Source organism: Lederbergia galactosidilytica (assembly GCF_017873565.1).
Taxonomy (GTDB): domain Bacteria; phylum Bacillota; class Bacilli; order Bacillales; family Bacillaceae_C; genus Lederbergia; species Lederbergia galactosidilytica.
In genome coordinates this window covers 25058-39901 of sequence record NZ_JAGGKH010000029.1, presented here as the reverse complement: position 1 = coordinate 39901, position 14844 = coordinate 25058, and the positions used below count along the sequence as shown (strand labels likewise).

16 protein-coding genes, 13 tRNA genes, 1 rRNA gene and 1 pseudogene are annotated in these 14844 nt (G+C 37.2%); 30 read left to right on the top strand and 1 reads right to left on the bottom strand.

Annotated features, from left to right (window positions below):
* The 14 genes from rrf to J2Z23_RS20690 form a co-directional block, all read left to right on the top strand.
* Positions 1–94, top strand: a 5S ribosomal RNA gene (gene rrf / locus J2Z23_RS20755); the annotation flags it as partial.
* 7 nt (positions 95–101) lie between these two features.
* Positions 102–176 (top strand) — tRNA-Asn (locus tag J2Z23_RS20750).
* 4 nt (positions 177–180) lie between these two features.
* Positions 181–272 (top strand) — tRNA-Ser (locus tag J2Z23_RS20745).
* 14 nt (positions 273–286) lie between these two features.
* Positions 287–358, top strand: a tRNA-Glu gene (locus J2Z23_RS20740).
* A gap of 13 nt (positions 359–371) precedes the next feature.
* Positions 372–445, top strand: a tRNA-Met gene (locus tag J2Z23_RS20735).
* A 4-nt stretch (positions 446–449) separates the two neighbouring features.
* Positions 450–526, top strand: a tRNA-Asp gene (locus J2Z23_RS20730).
* Positions 527–546: 20 nt separating this feature from the next.
* Positions 547–622, top strand: a tRNA-Phe gene (locus tag J2Z23_RS20725).
* A gap of 14 nt (positions 623–636) precedes the next feature.
* Positions 637–721: transfer RNA gene (locus J2Z23_RS20720), tRNA-Tyr, on the top strand.
* 3 nt (positions 722–724) lie between these two features.
* Positions 725–798: transfer RNA gene (locus J2Z23_RS20715), tRNA-Trp, on the top strand.
* A gap of 14 nt (positions 799–812) precedes the next feature.
* Positions 813–888, top strand: a tRNA-His gene (locus J2Z23_RS20710).
* Positions 889–897: 9 nt separating this feature from the next.
* Positions 898–969, top strand: a tRNA-Gln gene (locus tag J2Z23_RS20705).
* A 6-nt stretch (positions 970–975) separates the two neighbouring features.
* Positions 976–1050, top strand: a tRNA-Gly gene (locus J2Z23_RS20700).
* Between the two features lie 9 nt (positions 1051–1059).
* Positions 1060–1133 (top strand) — tRNA-Cys (locus tag J2Z23_RS20695).
* 8 nt (positions 1134–1141) lie between these two features.
* Positions 1142–1223, top strand: a tRNA-Leu gene (locus tag J2Z23_RS20690).
* A 660-nt stretch (positions 1224–1883) separates the two neighbouring features.
* On the opposite strand, the gene J2Z23_RS20685 is transcribed toward J2Z23_RS20690, so the two are convergent.
* Positions 1884–2204, bottom strand: a complete 321-nt coding sequence (locus tag J2Z23_RS20685; RefSeq protein ID WP_209975146.1) for a hypothetical protein — start codon at positions 2202–2204, stop codon at positions 1884–1886.
* A 669-nt stretch (positions 2205–2873) separates the two neighbouring features.
* On the opposite strand from J2Z23_RS20685, the gene J2Z23_RS20680 reads away from it, so the two are divergent.
* From J2Z23_RS20680 to J2Z23_RS20605, 16 genes and pseudogenes are all read left to right on the top strand, one after another.
* Positions 2874–3476 carry a DUF3267 domain-containing protein gene (locus tag J2Z23_RS20680; protein ID WP_209975144.1) on the top strand — a complete coding sequence of 201 codons (603 nt, stop codon included), beginning with the start codon at positions 2874–2876 and terminating at the stop codon, positions 3474–3476.
* 754 nt (positions 3477–4230) lie between these two features.
* A complete protein-coding gene (locus tag J2Z23_RS20675; protein ID WP_209975142.1) occupies positions 4231–6186 on the top strand; it encodes a PTS fructose transporter subunit IIABC in 1956 nt (651 codons plus the stop codon).
* Between the two features lie 424 nt (positions 6187–6610).
* A complete protein-coding gene (locus J2Z23_RS20670; RefSeq protein ID WP_209975140.1) occupies positions 6611–7162 on the top strand; it encodes a sulfurtransferase TusA family protein in 552 nt (183 codons plus the stop codon).
* A 12-nt stretch (positions 7163–7174) separates the two neighbouring features.
* Complete coding sequence (locus tag J2Z23_RS20665; RefSeq protein ID WP_057981454.1) at positions 7175–7570, top strand: DsrE/DsrF/DrsH-like family protein; 396 nt, start codon at positions 7175–7177, stop codon at positions 7568–7570.
* Between the two features lie 78 nt (positions 7571–7648).
* Entirely contained in the window at positions 7649–8776 is a 1128-nt protein-coding gene (locus J2Z23_RS20660; protein WP_057981455.1) for an MBL fold metallo-hydrolase, read from the top strand.
* Positions 8777–8909: 133 nt separating this feature from the next.
* On the top strand, positions 8910–9137 hold the full coding sequence (locus tag J2Z23_RS20655; RefSeq protein WP_057981456.1) for a sulfurtransferase TusA family protein: 228 nt from the start codon (positions 8910–8912) through the stop codon (positions 9135–9137).
* A 254-nt stretch (positions 9138–9391) separates the two neighbouring features.
* On the top strand, positions 9392–10171 hold the full coding sequence (locus tag J2Z23_RS20650; protein ID WP_057981457.1) for a sulfite exporter TauE/SafE family protein: 780 nt from the start codon (positions 9392–9394) through the stop codon (positions 10169–10171).
* A gap of 56 nt (positions 10172–10227) precedes the next feature.
* Complete coding sequence (locus J2Z23_RS20645; protein WP_209975138.1) at positions 10228–11925, top strand: FAD-dependent oxidoreductase; 1698 nt, start codon at positions 10228–10230, stop codon at positions 11923–11925.
* 99 nt (positions 11926–12024) lie between these two features.
* Positions 12025–12375 (top strand): hypothetical protein, encoded by a 351-nt coding sequence (locus tag J2Z23_RS20640; protein ID WP_057981459.1) that lies wholly within the window; start codon positions 12025–12027, stop codon positions 12373–12375.
* Between the two features lie 6 nt (positions 12376–12381).
* On the top strand, positions 12382–12642 hold the full coding sequence (locus J2Z23_RS20635) for a metal-sensitive transcriptional regulator (RefSeq protein WP_057981460.1): 261 nt from the start codon (positions 12382–12384) through the stop codon (positions 12640–12642).
* Between the two features lie 98 nt (positions 12643–12740).
* Complete coding sequence (locus tag J2Z23_RS20630; protein WP_238482878.1) at positions 12741–13037, top strand: rhodanese-like domain-containing protein; 297 nt, start codon at positions 12741–12743, stop codon at positions 13035–13037.
* A gap of 45 nt (positions 13038–13082) precedes the next feature.
* The gene (locus tag J2Z23_RS20625; RefSeq protein ID WP_057981461.1) at positions 13083–13442 is read left to right on the top strand and encodes a rhodanese-like domain-containing protein; all 360 of its coding nucleotides are present in this window, start codon (positions 13083–13085) and stop codon (positions 13440–13442) included.
* Positions 13443–13457: 15 nt separating this feature from the next.
* Positions 13458–13757, top strand: coding sequence for a rhodanese-like domain-containing protein (locus J2Z23_RS20620; RefSeq protein ID WP_209975136.1), 300 nt, complete (start codon positions 13458–13460; stop codon positions 13755–13757).
* A 77-nt stretch (positions 13758–13834) separates the two neighbouring features.
* The gene (locus tag J2Z23_RS20615; protein WP_057981463.1) at positions 13835–14221 is read left to right on the top strand and encodes a DUF302 domain-containing protein; all 387 of its coding nucleotides are present in this window, start codon (positions 13835–13837) and stop codon (positions 14219–14221) included.
* A 73-nt stretch (positions 14222–14294) separates the two neighbouring features.
* Positions 14295–14540, top strand: a complete 246-nt coding sequence (locus J2Z23_RS20610) for a glutaredoxin family protein (protein WP_209975133.1) — start codon at positions 14295–14297, stop codon at positions 14538–14540.
* Positions 14541–14613: 73 nt separating this feature from the next.
* Positions 14614–14839: pseudogene (locus J2Z23_RS20605) on the top strand (glutaredoxin family protein).
* Positions 14840–14844 lie beyond the last annotated feature (5 nt).

Below are 14844 nucleotides of genomic sequence, written 5' to 3'. Positions count from 1 at the left end.
TCACACCCGTTCCCATCCCGAACACGGCAGTTAAGCTCTTCAGCGCCGATGGTAATAAGGGGCTTCCCCTTGTGAGAGCAGGACGTTGCCAGGCATATTATTCCGCAGTAGCTCAGTGGTAGAGCTATCGGCTGTTAACCGATCGGTCGTAGGTTCGAATCCTACCTGCGGAGCCATATTGGAGAGCTGTCCGAGTGGCCGAAGGAGCACGATTGGAAATCGTGTAGGCGGCTAACGCTGTCTCAAGGGTTCAAATCCCTTGCTCTCCGCCATTCTAAAATATATTGGCCCCTTGGTCAAGCGGTTAAGACACCGCCCTTTCACGGCGGTAACACGGGTTCGAATCCCGTAGGGGTCACTTTTCTTTTCGTCGCGGGGTGGAGCAGTCTGGTAGCTCGTCGGGCTCATAACCCGAAGGTCGCAGGTTCAAATCCTGCCCCCGCAATAATGGTCCGGTAGTTCAGTTGGTTAGAATGCCTGCCTGTCACGCAGGAGGTCGCGGGTTCGAGTCCCGTCCGGACCGCCATTTACATATATTAGTAATAAGGCTCAGTAGCTCAGTCGGTAGAGCAAAGGACTGAAAATCCTTGTGTCGGCGGTTCGATTCCGTCCTGAGCCACCATTTAATAAAATCATGGTGGGGTAGCGAAGTGGCTAAACGCGGCGGACTGTAAATCCGCTCCCTCCGGGTTCGGCGGTTCGAATCCGTCCCCCACCACCATTTAGGGGTATAGTTTAATGGTAAAACGAAGGTCTCCAAAACCTTTGATGTGGGTTCGATTCCTACTACCCCTGCCAAATTTAAATTTATGGCGGCTATGGCGAAGTGGTTAACGCATCGGATTGTGGCTCCGACACTCGTGGGTTCGATTCCCACTAGTCGCCCCATTATATTATTGGGCTATAGCCAAGTGGTAAGGCAACGGACTTTGACTCCGTCATTCGTTGGTTCGAATCCAGCTAGCCCAGTTTTTTGCGGAAGTAGTTCAGTGGTAGAACACCACCTTGCCAAGGTGGGGGTCGCGGGTTCGAATCCCGTCTTCCGCTCCAAGGAGTTCTGGCGGCATAGCCAAGTGGTAAGGCACGGGTCTGCAACACCCTTATCACCGGTTCAAATCCGGTTGCCGCCTCCATGAACTATGCCGGTGTGGCGGAATAGGCAGACGCGCACGACTCAAAATCGTGTTCCTCACGGAGTGCCGGTTCGACCCCGGCCACCGGTATTCAGAAACCGCGTAATATCAACGTTTGAGAGCGTATTGGTCAGAAGACCATGCGCTCTTTTTTCATATTAGTATGCACTATTTAGTCGTAGCACAAGTCAAAGGTGATTTACACCTCCTTATACGTAGTATAATCCCCGCGGCATTGAAATATCGAAGTACAGGCCGGAAAACAAGCGTGGACTATCTTTACGTTGTTCCAAGCGCTATACCAGCATGAAATGTCGCTTGGAATACGTCTTGGTATAATACTTAGTACGCACGTTGGCATCCATCTGGTATCTTTTAATCAGTATTTTTAAGAGAATATCTCGTTATATCAACCGTTCATTATAGCAGTAATGAGCGGTTTTTTATATCGATATTTGTCGTTAATGAGTGTGGTCTTTGGTTGGATCTTTATTAGTATTGATAAGGGGTTGAAAATGTTGGGAACAATATAATCAATGCTCAAACGATTTATGGATTAAATATCCATAAAATAGTTAATGCTTATCTAACAGGAAAAGGCAATCAGTTTTTTCGATGTAGATTTTAAATATACGGCATTGCAGATACGCCAGGATAGGGGACTCTCGCGGTATATAGTGGTTATTGAGTATTAAAATATTGTATACCTTGATTTTTTGCATGTTGAATGAAAGGATCTTAGTATTTGAGTTAAGATAAGAAAACAGCAATGGATATTAAAATAAGATTTAACAAACTTTTGATTTTACTAAACTTCCACATATCTATTGTTGAAAAAATTCCACCAATAAGCAATAAACCAATCCCACTTATCTTGATTATAGTGTTAGTGAATAAAATATCTAAATGTATAAATAAAACACCTATTATAATAAAACGTCGCGACTTAAAGTTATTCATAGTTGACTTTTTATCATCGGTATCCATTTTTAAATAGCTTCGAATAACCAAAAAAGTTGGTATTCCCCACATAATTATAAAAGTTACTAGGGACCCAGTATCTATATTCATTGGTTCAGCTCCCATAAAGCACTAATACTTTCTGATAAGAGACCATTCTTGTTAAGCAATGCTATCCTTAGTATATCTGGAGGCCTACATGGACTCAAGGAAGTATTGATAATTTTCTGTTCAATCCTTATAAGTATTCTGTCTTTTGTAGGTTATATATACTTTCAAACAATCCATTACACAGTAAGTGAAAATCTGATGTGTAAAGAATATGAAGGCACTTGATCAGTTAGGTCTTGCTTATAAAGGAAGAAATGAAAATGCCGTTAGTTAAACAGAATGACAAGCTAGAAAAACCGGTCACAAGGTGTGCTCAGGAATAAGAGGCGAAAAGGCAAATCTGTTTAACATGATCTTCCTTTACTACTATATAGGCATGGAGTTGATGACTTCATGGGGGAAAAAGTTTAATCAAAATAATTGGTGAGAGAAAAAGGAACTTAAAAGAAAGAGAATTGAAAATATCACTTTTTCTTATATTTATTGGAATTAGTATGCTATTAAGCACGATTATTACAGAAGTAATTAGAGATGATAATGAGCTTATAAATAGATATATATAAGATTTAGAAGGGTACTTAGTATTCAAAAAAGTAGAAATATAAGGTGGTAAATCACTAACTTGTTTGCTAACTTAAGAGGTACAATCATTTCAAAAGGGGGGATAGTATGAAGCTTAAATGGAAAGGAATTTATAAAAGCAAAGATCAACTTCCGGTAGGGGACCTACCTTCGCATGCAGTAAAATTTAAAGAGCCCAATTCAATGTTGGAACTTAATGTAGTAGCAGCTCTGTTTGTTATACCAGTATTAATATTGATTTTTTTATCTATCTTAATCAAATCTCTTTTAATTAAAGAAATTGTTGATATGAACTTTTTTAATATTTGGGGATTTATTTTGGCAATTTTAATGATCATACCTCACGAATTTTTACATGCAATCGTCTTTCCGAAAGGAGAAAAAGTGGAATTATGGGCTAGTCCAATGGCTTTAGCTGTTTTCGTTGTTTCCACTGCACCCATATCAAAGGGCCGATTTATTTTTCTATCATTATTGCCAAATATAGTATTTGGCTTGATTCCTTTAATAATTTGGATCTTGCTTCCGCAAAATTTGGCTATTACGGAGATTGTATTTTCATTTGCATTGCTTAGTTTATTGCTGGGCGTTGGAGATTATCTTAATGTATTTAATGCTGCACGGCAAATGCCAAAAGGAGCGATTCAACAATTGTCAGGTATGAATTCCTACTGGTATATGCCGAAGTAAGATGATTTTACAATAATTGCGTTAACATCTATGGCCAAGGCATGGAGAAAAAATTGGTATATATTAAAATTCAGTCCACTATAACTTAAATATAGAGAAGCCTTATAAAAATCAAGACTTTCAACAATTATGTCGGAAGTCTTCTTTTGATATTTTTATACTAGCCATAATATTAATACAAGCGAAGGCTGAATTCTATCCCTAGTGTTTTAAGTATGATAATATAGGAAGGTTGATAAGGCCTTGGCTAATCTTTGACTCAATTTATCATTTTTTCTGGTTAATCAACGATCATAAGGTATTTTGATGATAAGCACAAAAAGTGGTTATAAAATGGATAGAATTTATTACGATTAGATTAACAAAAAGAAGAGATGGGGTTAGCGTAAGAATGAATCTTAAACTTACGCTATTAGGGGACTTAACTTGAAAAGGGAAATTTCCTAAAATATTATTTGATTTTAAGCCAATTCATCTAATTGGTTGTTTCTTTCTGTGGATTTATGCAAGGTACTTTATTAGAAGTTTATAGTTGCGTGTTTAGAAAGAGCTGTTAGAAGTTGATTAAGTATAATAGAAAAATTAGAGGCTAAGATCTGATAAGCCAAATAGGGGCCAGTATGAGGTATAGGGGGCTCAAGATTACAACTTTTAATTCTAAAATAGAAAAATAATTTACGCGAGAAGAGATACTATATAAGGTAAGTAGTTCTCCTACGTCAATGATTAAATTATTTCTAAGGGAGGAGAAAATATGGCGAAAATTTTAGCAGTAACGGCTTGTCCCGTTGGTATTGCTCATACCTATATGGCTGCAGAGAATTTGCAAAAAGCTGGAGAAGCTTTAGGTGTCGATATAAAAGTTGAGACACAAGGTTCCATTGGTATAGAGAACGAATTAACAGAGCAAGATATTGCGGAAGCCGATGGGATTATCATCGCAGCAGATAAAGCAGTAGAAAAGGAACGATTTGTAGGTAAAAAGCTCATCATTACAGGTGTTCAAGATGGTGTCCATAAACCAGAGGAATTAATAAAAAAAGTTTTAGAAGGAGATGTCTCCATTTATAAACCTGAGTTGGCCGCTGCCAATCAGTCCAATAGTAATCCTAAAAAAGAGAATCCAATTTATAAACATTTAATGAGCGGCGTATCTTATATGGTACCTTTTATTGTCGTTGGAGGTTTATTGATAGCTCTTGCATTAACACTTGGTGGCGAACAAACGCCTGGTGGAATTGTCATTCCGGAAAATTCGATTTGGAAACAGATAGAAAGTCTTGGTTCGACGGCATTCATGTTTATGGTTCCGATATTGGCTGGTTTTATTGCTGTTAGTATTGCTGATAGACCCGGGCTCGTTCCAGGGATGATTGGTGGATATATTGCAGCAAATGGTAGTTTTTATGGAAGTGAAGCAGGTGCTGGTTTCATAGGTGGTATTATAGCTGGTTTTCTAGCTGGTTATGTAGCTTTAGCGATTAAGAAAATAAAAGTCCCTAAAGCTGTTCTACCAATTATGCCAATCATTTTTATTCCGATTATTTCTTCTGTTATTGTAGGTCTATTATTTATTTACGTGATTGGTGCTCCTATTGCACAAGTATTTGAACTTCTAACAAATGCTCTTGCAGGTATGCAGGGAGGAAGTTCGATTTTACTTGCGATTATTCTTGGTGGAATGATTGCAGTTGATATGGGCGGTCCATTCAACAAAGTGGCATTCCTGTTCGGATCAGCGATGATCTCTGAAGGGAATTATGAAATCATGGGTCCAATTGCAGTTGCTATCTGTATACCACCAATTGGTTTAGGACTTGCAACATTTATCAATAAGCATAAATTTCTCCCAACCGAAAGAGAAGCTGGAAAGGCCTCCTTCACGATGGGACTTTTTGGAATTACAGAAGGAGCTATCCCATTTGCAGCCCAAGATCCTCTACGGGTTATACCAAGTATCGTTGTAGGCTCAATGGTTGGATCTGTCGTTGCGATGATATCTGGAGTTGGCGATAGAGTGGCACATGGAGGACCAATTGTCGCCGTACTAGGAGCGGTTAATAATGTTGTCATGTTCTTCGTTGCTGTAATTATTGGTGTAATTGTCACTGTCCTCTTAGTTTTAGCACTTAAAAAGAATGTAGATAGAGTACCAGCAGAGGCGGTTGCTGATGGCACAGGAGTCACTACAACAGAACCTATGCAAGAGGAAAAAGTTGAGAAGCCAGAAGAAAACACCTCTAATATAGAAATTAAAAAATTAACGGATATTACAAGTGAATATTTAATTGAACCTGAACTTGCTGGTGTGACACGTGACGATGTTATAGACGAGTTAATTAGCAAACTTGATGCAAGTGCGGTATTGAACTCCAAAGAAGAATTTAAAGAGGCGATATTAAATCGTGAGGAACAAAGTTCAACCGGACTTGGAATGAATATCGCTATTCCGCACGGAAAATCCTCTGCAGTCAAACATCCAGCCGTTGCCTTTGGAATTAAACGTGATGGAGTTGACTGGAATAGCTTAGACGGCACAGACGCCAAACTAATCTTTATGATTGCTGTCCCTGAAAAAGCGGCAGGCGATGCTCATTTGAAAATTTTGCAAATGCTATCCCGAAAATTGATGGATGAGGATTTCAGGGAGCAATTATTGCAGGCCACTTCTAAAGCAGAAGCATACAAATTACTTGAAGATATTGAGTAAAATGCGTGGGAAAAAGAGAGCGATAGATCGCTCTCTTTTTTGTTATGTGGTATAGCTTTATTTTTCAAAAACATCAGGAGAGAAATTAGAAAAAAAGATCAAATATCAGGTAGCGAGTAATGAAATTAGGGATAAATTAAAAACTATAAAAGTTTTTAATTGAGAGGTATGCATTTAAATTGAGGGAGAGCGATATAAGTGCAGGCCTCACAGCAGTAACGAAACACGGGACACGAAGAGAAAAATATTAATATGGGTTGACATTTTACCTATGGGGGTATATTATAACAATTGTATTTGGTTTTCATGAACGAATTTCGTGGAATCAAAAAGTCGTTTGTAGAAACGACTTTTTTATCACTGGAAATTATACCCGTGCGGGTATGCGTATGACCGAAGCTATAATAACCGAAGGAGGAATAAAATGATACAGGCTGATATGCAATTAGATGCGAAGGGCATTGCTTGTCCAATGCCAGTTGTGAGAACAAAGAAAGCAATCACCGATCTTGCAGAAGGTCAAGTATTGGAAATTCAAGCAACAGACAAAGGGTCTAAGGCTGATTTAGCAGCTTGGTCAAAATCTGTAGGGCACCAATATTTAGGAACTGTGGAAGAAGATGATATTCTTTACCATTATATTCGCAAAGGATCTAGTGAACCAGAAGTAGAAAAGAACTTTGAACGCACTGTTTCGCTAGAAGATATTGAATCACGTGACGGATTAATTCTAGACGTTCGTGAGGCAGCAGAATATGCATTTGGTCATATTGATGGTGCTAAGTCGATTCCAATGGGAGAATTAGAATCTCGCATTAATGAGTTGGATCAGGAACAAGAAATATATGTGATTTGCCGTACAGGGAAACGCTCAGATTTAGCGGCACAACTTTTAGCTAACAATGGTTTTACAAAAGTGTATAACGTACTACCAGGTATGAATGAGTGGCACGGTAAAATAACAAAAGAGGTATAGGAGGAATTTATTATGTCAGAAAAAGTAGCTATTATTGCAGCAAATGGTGGAGTGTTTGATGCATACAAAGTATTCAATATCGCAACTGCAGCAGGAGCTTCAGAAAAAGAGGTACAAATTTTCTTCACTTTTGAAGGTTTAAACTTAATTCATAAACAAGCAATGCATAATCTAGAAATGCCCGCCGGAAAAGAGCATTTCGCTGAAGGCTTCGAAAAAGCAAATGTTCCAAACATTCCACAACTAGTAGAAATGGCGCAAGAACTGGGTGTTAAATTTATTGCATGCCAAATGACTATGGATGTTATGGGTTTAACTAAAGAAGATTTTGTAGATGGAATTGAAGTTGGTGGAGCTGTAACATTCCTAGAATTCGCTAAAGATGCTGCACCAACATTAACTTTCTAATGTGATTGAGAACTTTATGCAGTGGGGCAAATCCCCACTGCAAAAAAATCGGCTCGAATATACCGAGGGGGGTAAAAAATGACTGTAAATAAATGGACAGCATCACAAATTGCTAGGAAAGTAATTGAAAATGAAGAACTTTTTATTTTGGATGTACGTAATGCAGATGCATTTGCAGATTGGAAAATTGAAGGCCACAAATTCGAATATTTAAATATTCCTTACTTTGAATTATTAGATGGGGTAGAAGAAATTCTACCAAAACTACCTACAGATAAGGAAGTATTAGTTGTATGTGCTAAGGAAGGATCTTCAGTCATGGTAGCGGAAATGCTATCTGAAGCTGGTCGAGAAGTAGCTTACCTTGAAGGTGGGATGAAATCTTGGAGTAGCCATTTAGAGCCTGTAAAAGTAGCGGATTTAGAAAATGGTGGGGAGCTATACCAATTTGTTCGCTTAGGAAAAGGGTGCCTTTCTTATATGGTAATTTCAGAGGGGGAAGCTGCAATTTTTGACGCAGTGCGATTTACAGATGTATTTATAAATTTCGCAAAAGAAAAAGATGTAAAGATCAAGTATGTGTTTGATACACACTTACATGCGGACCATATTTCAGGTGGACGTCATATCGCAGTTGAAACAGGGGCAACGTACTATTTACCACCAAAAGATGCGACAGAAGTAGTGTTCGATTATACACCACTCACAGATGGCTTAAACTTAAAAATCGGTGCAACTCAAATTAATGTGAGTGCACTATATTCACCAGGTCATACAGTTGGTTCTTCCTCTTTTGTCATTGATAACCAGTTCTTATTGACAGGGGATATATTATTTATCGACTCGATTGGTCGTCCAGATTTAGCAGGATTTGCAGAAGATTGGGTGGGAGATTTGAGAGAAACATTATATTCCCGATATCGTGCACTAGCGGAAGACTTAGTGGTATTACCTGCCCATTTCATGATTATCGATGAGTTAAATGAAAATGGTACAGTGGCAAGACAACTTGGTGATCTTTATAAAGAAAACCACGGTCTAAACATCGAAGACGAAGAGGAATTCCGTCATACGGTTACAGACAATTTACCACCACAACCAAATGCTTACGAACAAATTCGTCAAGTTAACATGGGGAAAATCCATCCTGACAATGACGAACAAACTGAAATGGAAATTGGGCCTAACCGTTGTGCGGTTAGATAGTTCTGGATTAATAAATCCTGATATCCGAGGATATTTAAAAAAGTTTGCTAACCGCAAAATCAATTGATCAAACATTACGTTTAGTGATCATTCAACTTAGGTCAAACAAAAAATTAGTAAAGGAGTAATTGCTATGAACATTACAAAAACAGTAGATGCAAAAGGTTTTGCATGTCCCATGCCGGTTGTTAAAACCAAAAAAGCAATAGACACGATTAACTCTGGTGAAGTCCTTGAAGTACTTACCACGGATAAAGGTGCTTTAAGCGATATCCCAGCATGGGCAAAGGGAGGTGGCCATAGGTTATTAGAACAAAAAACAGAAGAAGGCATTCTATATTTCTATATTCAAAAAGCATAATAAGCCCTAAAAAAAGTTGTTCAATAATGTTCAACAACAAAATAGCTGGAAAATGAATGAATCCATTCTAGGAAAGTCGTCAAGAACGGCAACAGACTCAAAGCTATTGCTCTAAATGTTTCTCCCTATAAGTCTCGCAACAACTTTGCAATCAAAATCGGACTAAGGTTGAAATGATACCCTAGGTAAGAGGGATTTTGGCGAATTTCAACTTTTGAGAAATTCCGTTTTAAGTGTAGAAAGAAGGTAGATACATGGATTTATCATTTATCATCGTAGTATTTGCAATTGGATTTATTGGTTCTTTTTTATCAGGTATGCTGGGTGTTGGTGGCTCGATTATTAAATACCCAATGCTCTTGTATATTCCACCATTATTCGGTCTAGTTGCGTTTACGGCCCATGAAGTTTCTGGAATTAGTGCAATACAAGTATTGTTTGCTTCGATTGCAGGAGTATGGGCCTATCGAAAAGGTGGTTACCTAAACAAACAACTCATCATTTATATGGGTGGAGCGATCTTAATCGGCAGCTTAATTGGTAGTTATGGATCAAGCTATTTATCCGAACAAGCAGTAAATATCGTGTATGGTACTCTAGCTGTTATTGCTGCTGTGATGATGTTTATTCCGAAAAAACAAGTAGATGATATGCCATTAAATGATGTGACTTTTCACAAGTCACTAGCAGTAGTCTTAGCTTTAGTTGTAGGAATAGCGTCTGGTATAGTTGGAGCAGCAGGTGGATTTCTTCTCGTACCAATTATGTTAACAGTCCTACACATTCCAACACGAATGACCATTGCAACAAGTCTAGCTGTAACATTTATTTCCTCCATTGGAGGTAGTGTAGGTAAACTTGTTACTGGTCAAGTAGATTATTGGCCAGCAATAATTATGATTGTGGCAAGCCTACTAGCAGCGCCACTTGGAGCAAAAGCTGGTAAAAACATGGATACACGAATTTTACAAGTTATTTTAGCACTTATGATTGCAGGCACTGCAGTAAAGATTTGGGTTGATATTTTAGTTTAATTAAATTAAAGGCAAGGTAGATTAAATTAAATTAAAGTAAGAAGGAGAGTAATACCATGACAAAGCGAATTTTAGTAGTTGGTGGAGTGGCAGGGGGAGCATCTGCTGCTGCAAGGGTTCGTAGATTAGATGAAAGTGCAGAAATAATCATGTTTGATAAAGGACCACATGTATCATTTTCTAACTGTTCATTACCCTATCATTTAAGTGGCGTCGTTGAAAATAGTGAGTCATTGGTATTAATAAGTCCAGAAACGTTTAAAAAACGTTACGATATTGAAGCTAGAGTTAATAGTGAAGTAATCAAGATTAACCGTGCAGAAAAAACAATTACAGTGAAGGATTTGGTTTCTGATACTACTTATGAAGAGGCTTATGACAAGCTAATCCTCTCTCCTGGTGCAGCACCTATTCGCCCTAATAGGATCGAGGGCATAAATAATCCAAATGTATTTACCGTCCGAAATGTAGTAGATATTCAACAGTTAAATAGTTATATAAAAGAAAAGGCTATTAAAGAAATTGCTGTAATTGGCGGAGGCTTTATCGGGGTTGAAGTGGCGGAAAACCTAGCTTTAGCTGGTTACAACGTATCCTTAGTAGAATTTGCTAATCAAATTATGACTCCATTTGACTATGATATGGCCCAAATCCTCCATAAGGAAATGGTGGACAATGGCGTGGATCTAATAGTGAATGATGGTTTAGCTAAAATTGGTGAAGGGTTTATCGAAACTGGATCAGGCAAAAAAATCGATGCCCAAGCAGTTGTTTTAGGGATTGGTGTACGACCTGAAACGAAACTAGCAGAAGACGCTGATTTGGAAATTGGCGAAACTGGTGCGATTAAGGTAAATGCTAATTATTTAACAAGTGATTCTAATATTTATGCTGTTGGAGATGCGATTGAAGTGTATCATCGATTATTGCATAAACCAACACGGTTAGCTTTAGCTGGACCAGCACAAAAACAAGCAAGAGCGGTAGCTGATCATATTTATGGCATACCAAGTCGAAACTTAGGTGTGATTGGATCATCTTCCATTCATCTATTTACCTTAAATGCAGCATCAACCGGATTAAATGCAAGAACGGCAGAAGCTGCAGGCAGTAGTTATGATTCAGTTTATGTTATGCCTAGTGACAAGGTGGGATTAATGCCAAATAGTAATGTTATGCACTTTAAATTAGTTTATGAAACACCAACAGGTAGAATTTTAGGTGCACAAGCGATCGGGAAGGGGAATGTTGATAAACGAATCGATGTTATTGCAACGATAATTATGATGAATGGAACATTAGAAGATTTAAAAGACTTAGAATTAACATATTCTCCTATGCTTGGTACAGCAAAGGATGTTGTCAACCATGCAGCACTTGTAGCCTTAAATCAATTAGATGGAAGATATAGCGAAGTAAAAGTCTCCCAAGTTCGTGAACTAGTTGAAAATAACGCCTTTATTATCGATGCCCGTGAGAAGAATGAATACCATGCAGGACATTTGAAAAATGCGATTAATATCCCGTTAAGTGAATTTAGAAATCGTTTGGATGAAATCCCAAAAGATAGACCAGTATATATTCACTGTCGTTCAGGACAACGAAGCTATAATATGGTCATTGCCTTGAAAAATTTAGGTTATCCAAATGTCTTTAATATCTCTGGCTCTTATCTAGGTATTAATCTTTACGAATATTTTAATGATTTAGTAACTGGGAGAGAGAAAATTGTTACTGAATATAATTTTAAATAATGTAATGTCTGTCACTTCTTGTCTTAGTCTCATTTAAAATTGGAATATATACCCAGATAGGTATAATGAAGTATTTCCTTTTTCATAAAGGTGGTAAACATGAGTACTTATGTTATATTCATTGTTGTTGGCTTATTTTTATGTATAATATTATATAAAAGACACTTTCCTGTTCTTGGTATCCCTTGTAAAAAAACCGGTCATGATAAGAGTAGCACTGTTGTTTTAGATATAAGGAGCTATAATATCGATATTCATCATCGTCAAAGCGATATGCGAATCCCTTATGCATATTTAAAAAGATTTAAGCAAGAAATCCCACGGAAAAAACTTCATGTGATAGCAAATGATCGCCTTGAGCTTCATTTAGGGATAAGATATTTATTGAGCAAGGGATATGATATTACCAGTTATCAAATAAGTAACTGCCCGTGTAGAGACAAGGAGTGATAATAAATGGAATATGATAAAGCAGTTGTCAATCGATTAAAACGGATTGAAGGGCAAATTAAAGGTGTATTGAGTATGATTGAAAAGAATCAAGATTGTAAAGAAGTTATTACTCAGTTATCGGCCTCACGAAGTGCAATTGATCGTACGATTGGTTTGATTGTTAGTATGAACTTAGAACAATGTGTTCGAGAAAATATTGAAAATGGTGAAAGCACAGAGCAAATAGTGAAAGAAGCAGTTGATTTATTAGTTAGAAGCAGATAAGTTCAGCAATTCAGCTAAAGGAAGAGTTGATGAACTTTTCTTTTTATCTTATATATACCCATATGGGTATTATGGAAAGTTGTTTGGAGGTTTTTAACTTGAGAGAAATTACAGCAAAAGAATTAGAAGATAAACTTCATGCTAGGGAAAGATTAAAGATTATTGATGTTAGGGAAGACGAAGAGGTAGCCGCAGGTAAAATTCCAAATGCCATTCATCTTCCACTCGATCAAATTTCTGACCGCATAAATGAATTAGATAAAAATGAACATTATTACATCGTATGTCGTTCAGGTGGAAGAAGTGCTAATGCATGTCAGTATTTACATCAATTGGGGCATAACGTAACAAATATGGTTGGAGGTATGCTTGAATGGGAAGGAGAAACAGAGTGATTTTTTCTGTTTTCCTTACAAAATTAAAAAGATAGGGGTAAAAAAATGGGGCTGATTGAATGGATTTTATTAATGATAATTATGGCATTTTTTATTAGTCGTTTTAAACCAATAAAGGGTATTACGAATATAAGTGTTCAAGAAGCTAAAGATAAATTCAAGGATGATAATGTGCAATTTATTGATGTCCGGACACCTGGTGAATTTAAAGCAAATCACCGCAAGCCTTTTAAAAATATTCCACTTTCTAATCTGTTTAGTAAAGCAGATACATTAGATAAGGAAAAAGAGGTTGTTGTCATTTGTCAAAGTGGAATGAGGAGTAGCAAAGCTGCAAAAATGCTTAAGAAATATGGCTTCCAAAAGATTTACAATGTTAAAGGTGGCATGAGTGCTTGGTTTTAGGAAAGGAAGACAGTCATGGTAAAACAAGTAACACCCGATGAAATAGCAAAACATCTTCGGAATGGTGAAGAAGTTAACATTATTGATGTTCGTGAAAATAATGAAATAGCAACTGGAAAAATCCCTGGTGCTAAACATATCCCCTTAGGTCAGCTAGCTTTACGTAAAGACGAACTAGATAAAGATAAAAGTTATATTATTACCTGTCAATCGGGAAATCGAAGTAAAGCCGCATGTGGATTACTAGAAGCATTGGGATATAACGTGGAAGACATGGTTGGGGGAATGAATAACTGGAATGGTAAAACTAAGTGAAACTAAGAAGTTTTGACTCAGCAAATCTTGTTAAAAACTTTTGCTGTACCTATATGTTAACTTAAGGAGATGGTAGCGTGTTTCATTATACCATAGAGACGCCAAAATCAATCGATGAAGCGATACAATCGCTTGAAAAGAATTTAAAGGAAGAAAAGTTTGGTGTGCAATGGCAGTTTAATGTTCAAGAAACATTGGAAAATAAAGGATTTGAATTAGAAAATCCTTTTACTATTTTAGAGGTATGTAATCCAAAAGAAGCACAAAGTGTTTTATCAGCAAATCAACTTATTGGATATTTTCTACCTTGTAAAATTGTTGTATACAATGATAAACATGGAAAAACGAAAATCGGAATGCCAAGGCCTACTGTTCTAATCCAAATGGTTGAAGATGAATCTATACAGGAAGTTGCAGCTGATATTGAGAAGAGATTGATTGCTTGTATCGAGAAAAGCAGATAATCCTATTAATAAAACAAGAGAATGACTTAATAATTGTGGACTTAAACAAATATAAGAAGTAGAGGCATGTAGAATGAATCAAGATATCACACTTTTTACTACCACGATGTGTCCAGTGTGTGGGATGGTTAGGGATTTTTTAACCAATATAAATATCGAATATAAGGAAGTCAATATCGATCTTCACTCGATAGAATTAATAAAATTAATCGGGAAGACACGAAGATTCTCCGTTCCCCAGACTAATATAAATGGAGAATGGGTTTTTGGATTTGATCCGGTGCGAATCTTGAACTTGTTGAATCCCAAGCCAAATTAGCAGCGGGATCACGGATTATTTTTAGTTTAAAATATACCCTGCCAGGTAAATGGAGATAAATGGAGATTCTAAAATGGAGAAGATTATTACAGTTTACACCACAACTCATTGGCCTTATTGTACAATGCTTAAAGATTTTTTAGCTCAAAATAATACTCCTTAACGTTGAGAAAGACCCTAATATAGTGCAAAAAGTTGTGAAACAAACAGGCCAATTGGGAGTGCCACAAACGGATATAAATGGTAAGTGGATTATTGGATATGATCCAGAGAGTATTATTGAAGCACTTAACAAATAAAAATA

Bases quoted from the DNA above. Each gene is read 5' to 3' on its own strand.
- J2Z23_RS20635 (WP_057981460.1), top strand. From the start codon at position 12,382: ATGGAATATGATAAAGCAGTTGTCAATCGATTAAAACGGATTGAAGGG.
- J2Z23_RS20680 (WP_209975144.1), top strand. From the start codon at position 2,874: ATGAAGCTTAAATGGAAAGGAATTTATAAAAGCAAAGATCAACTTCCG.
- J2Z23_RS20670 (WP_209975140.1), top strand. From the start codon at position 6,611: ATGATACAGGCTGATATGCAATTAGATGCGAAGGGCATTGCTTGTCCA.
- J2Z23_RS20675 (WP_209975142.1), top strand. From the start codon at position 4,231: ATGGCGAAAATTTTAGCAGTAACGGCTTGTCCCGTTGGTATTGCTCAT.
- J2Z23_RS20625 (WP_057981461.1), top strand. From the start codon at position 13,083: ATGGGGCTGATTGAATGGATTTTATTAATGATAATTATGGCATTTTTT.
- J2Z23_RS20645 (WP_209975138.1), top strand. From the start codon at position 10,228: ATGACAAAGCGAATTTTAGTAGTTGGTGGAGTGGCAGGGGGAGCATCT.
- J2Z23_RS20640 (WP_057981459.1), top strand. From the start codon at position 12,025: ATGAGTACTTATGTTATATTCATTGTTGTTGGCTTATTTTTATGTATA.
- J2Z23_RS20620 (WP_209975136.1), top strand. From the start codon at position 13,458: ATGGTAAAACAAGTAACACCCGATGAAATAGCAAAACATCTTCGGAAT.
- J2Z23_RS20685 (WP_209975146.1), bottom strand. From the start codon at position 2,204: ATGAATATAGATACTGGGTCCCTAGTAACTTTTATAATTATGTGGGGA.
- J2Z23_RS20655 (WP_057981456.1), top strand. From the start codon at position 8,910: ATGAACATTACAAAAACAGTAGATGCAAAAGGTTTTGCATGTCCCATG.
- J2Z23_RS20660 (WP_057981455.1), top strand. From the start codon at position 7,649: ATGACTGTAAATAAATGGACAGCATCACAAATTGCTAGGAAAGTAATT.
- J2Z23_RS20610 (WP_209975133.1), top strand. From the start codon at position 14,295: ATGAATCAAGATATCACACTTTTTACTACCACGATGTGTCCAGTGTGT.
- J2Z23_RS20665 (WP_057981454.1), top strand. From the start codon at position 7,175: ATGTCAGAAAAAGTAGCTATTATTGCAGCAAATGGTGGAGTGTTTGAT.
- J2Z23_RS20650 (WP_057981457.1), top strand. From the start codon at position 9,392: ATGGATTTATCATTTATCATCGTAGTATTTGCAATTGGATTTATTGGT.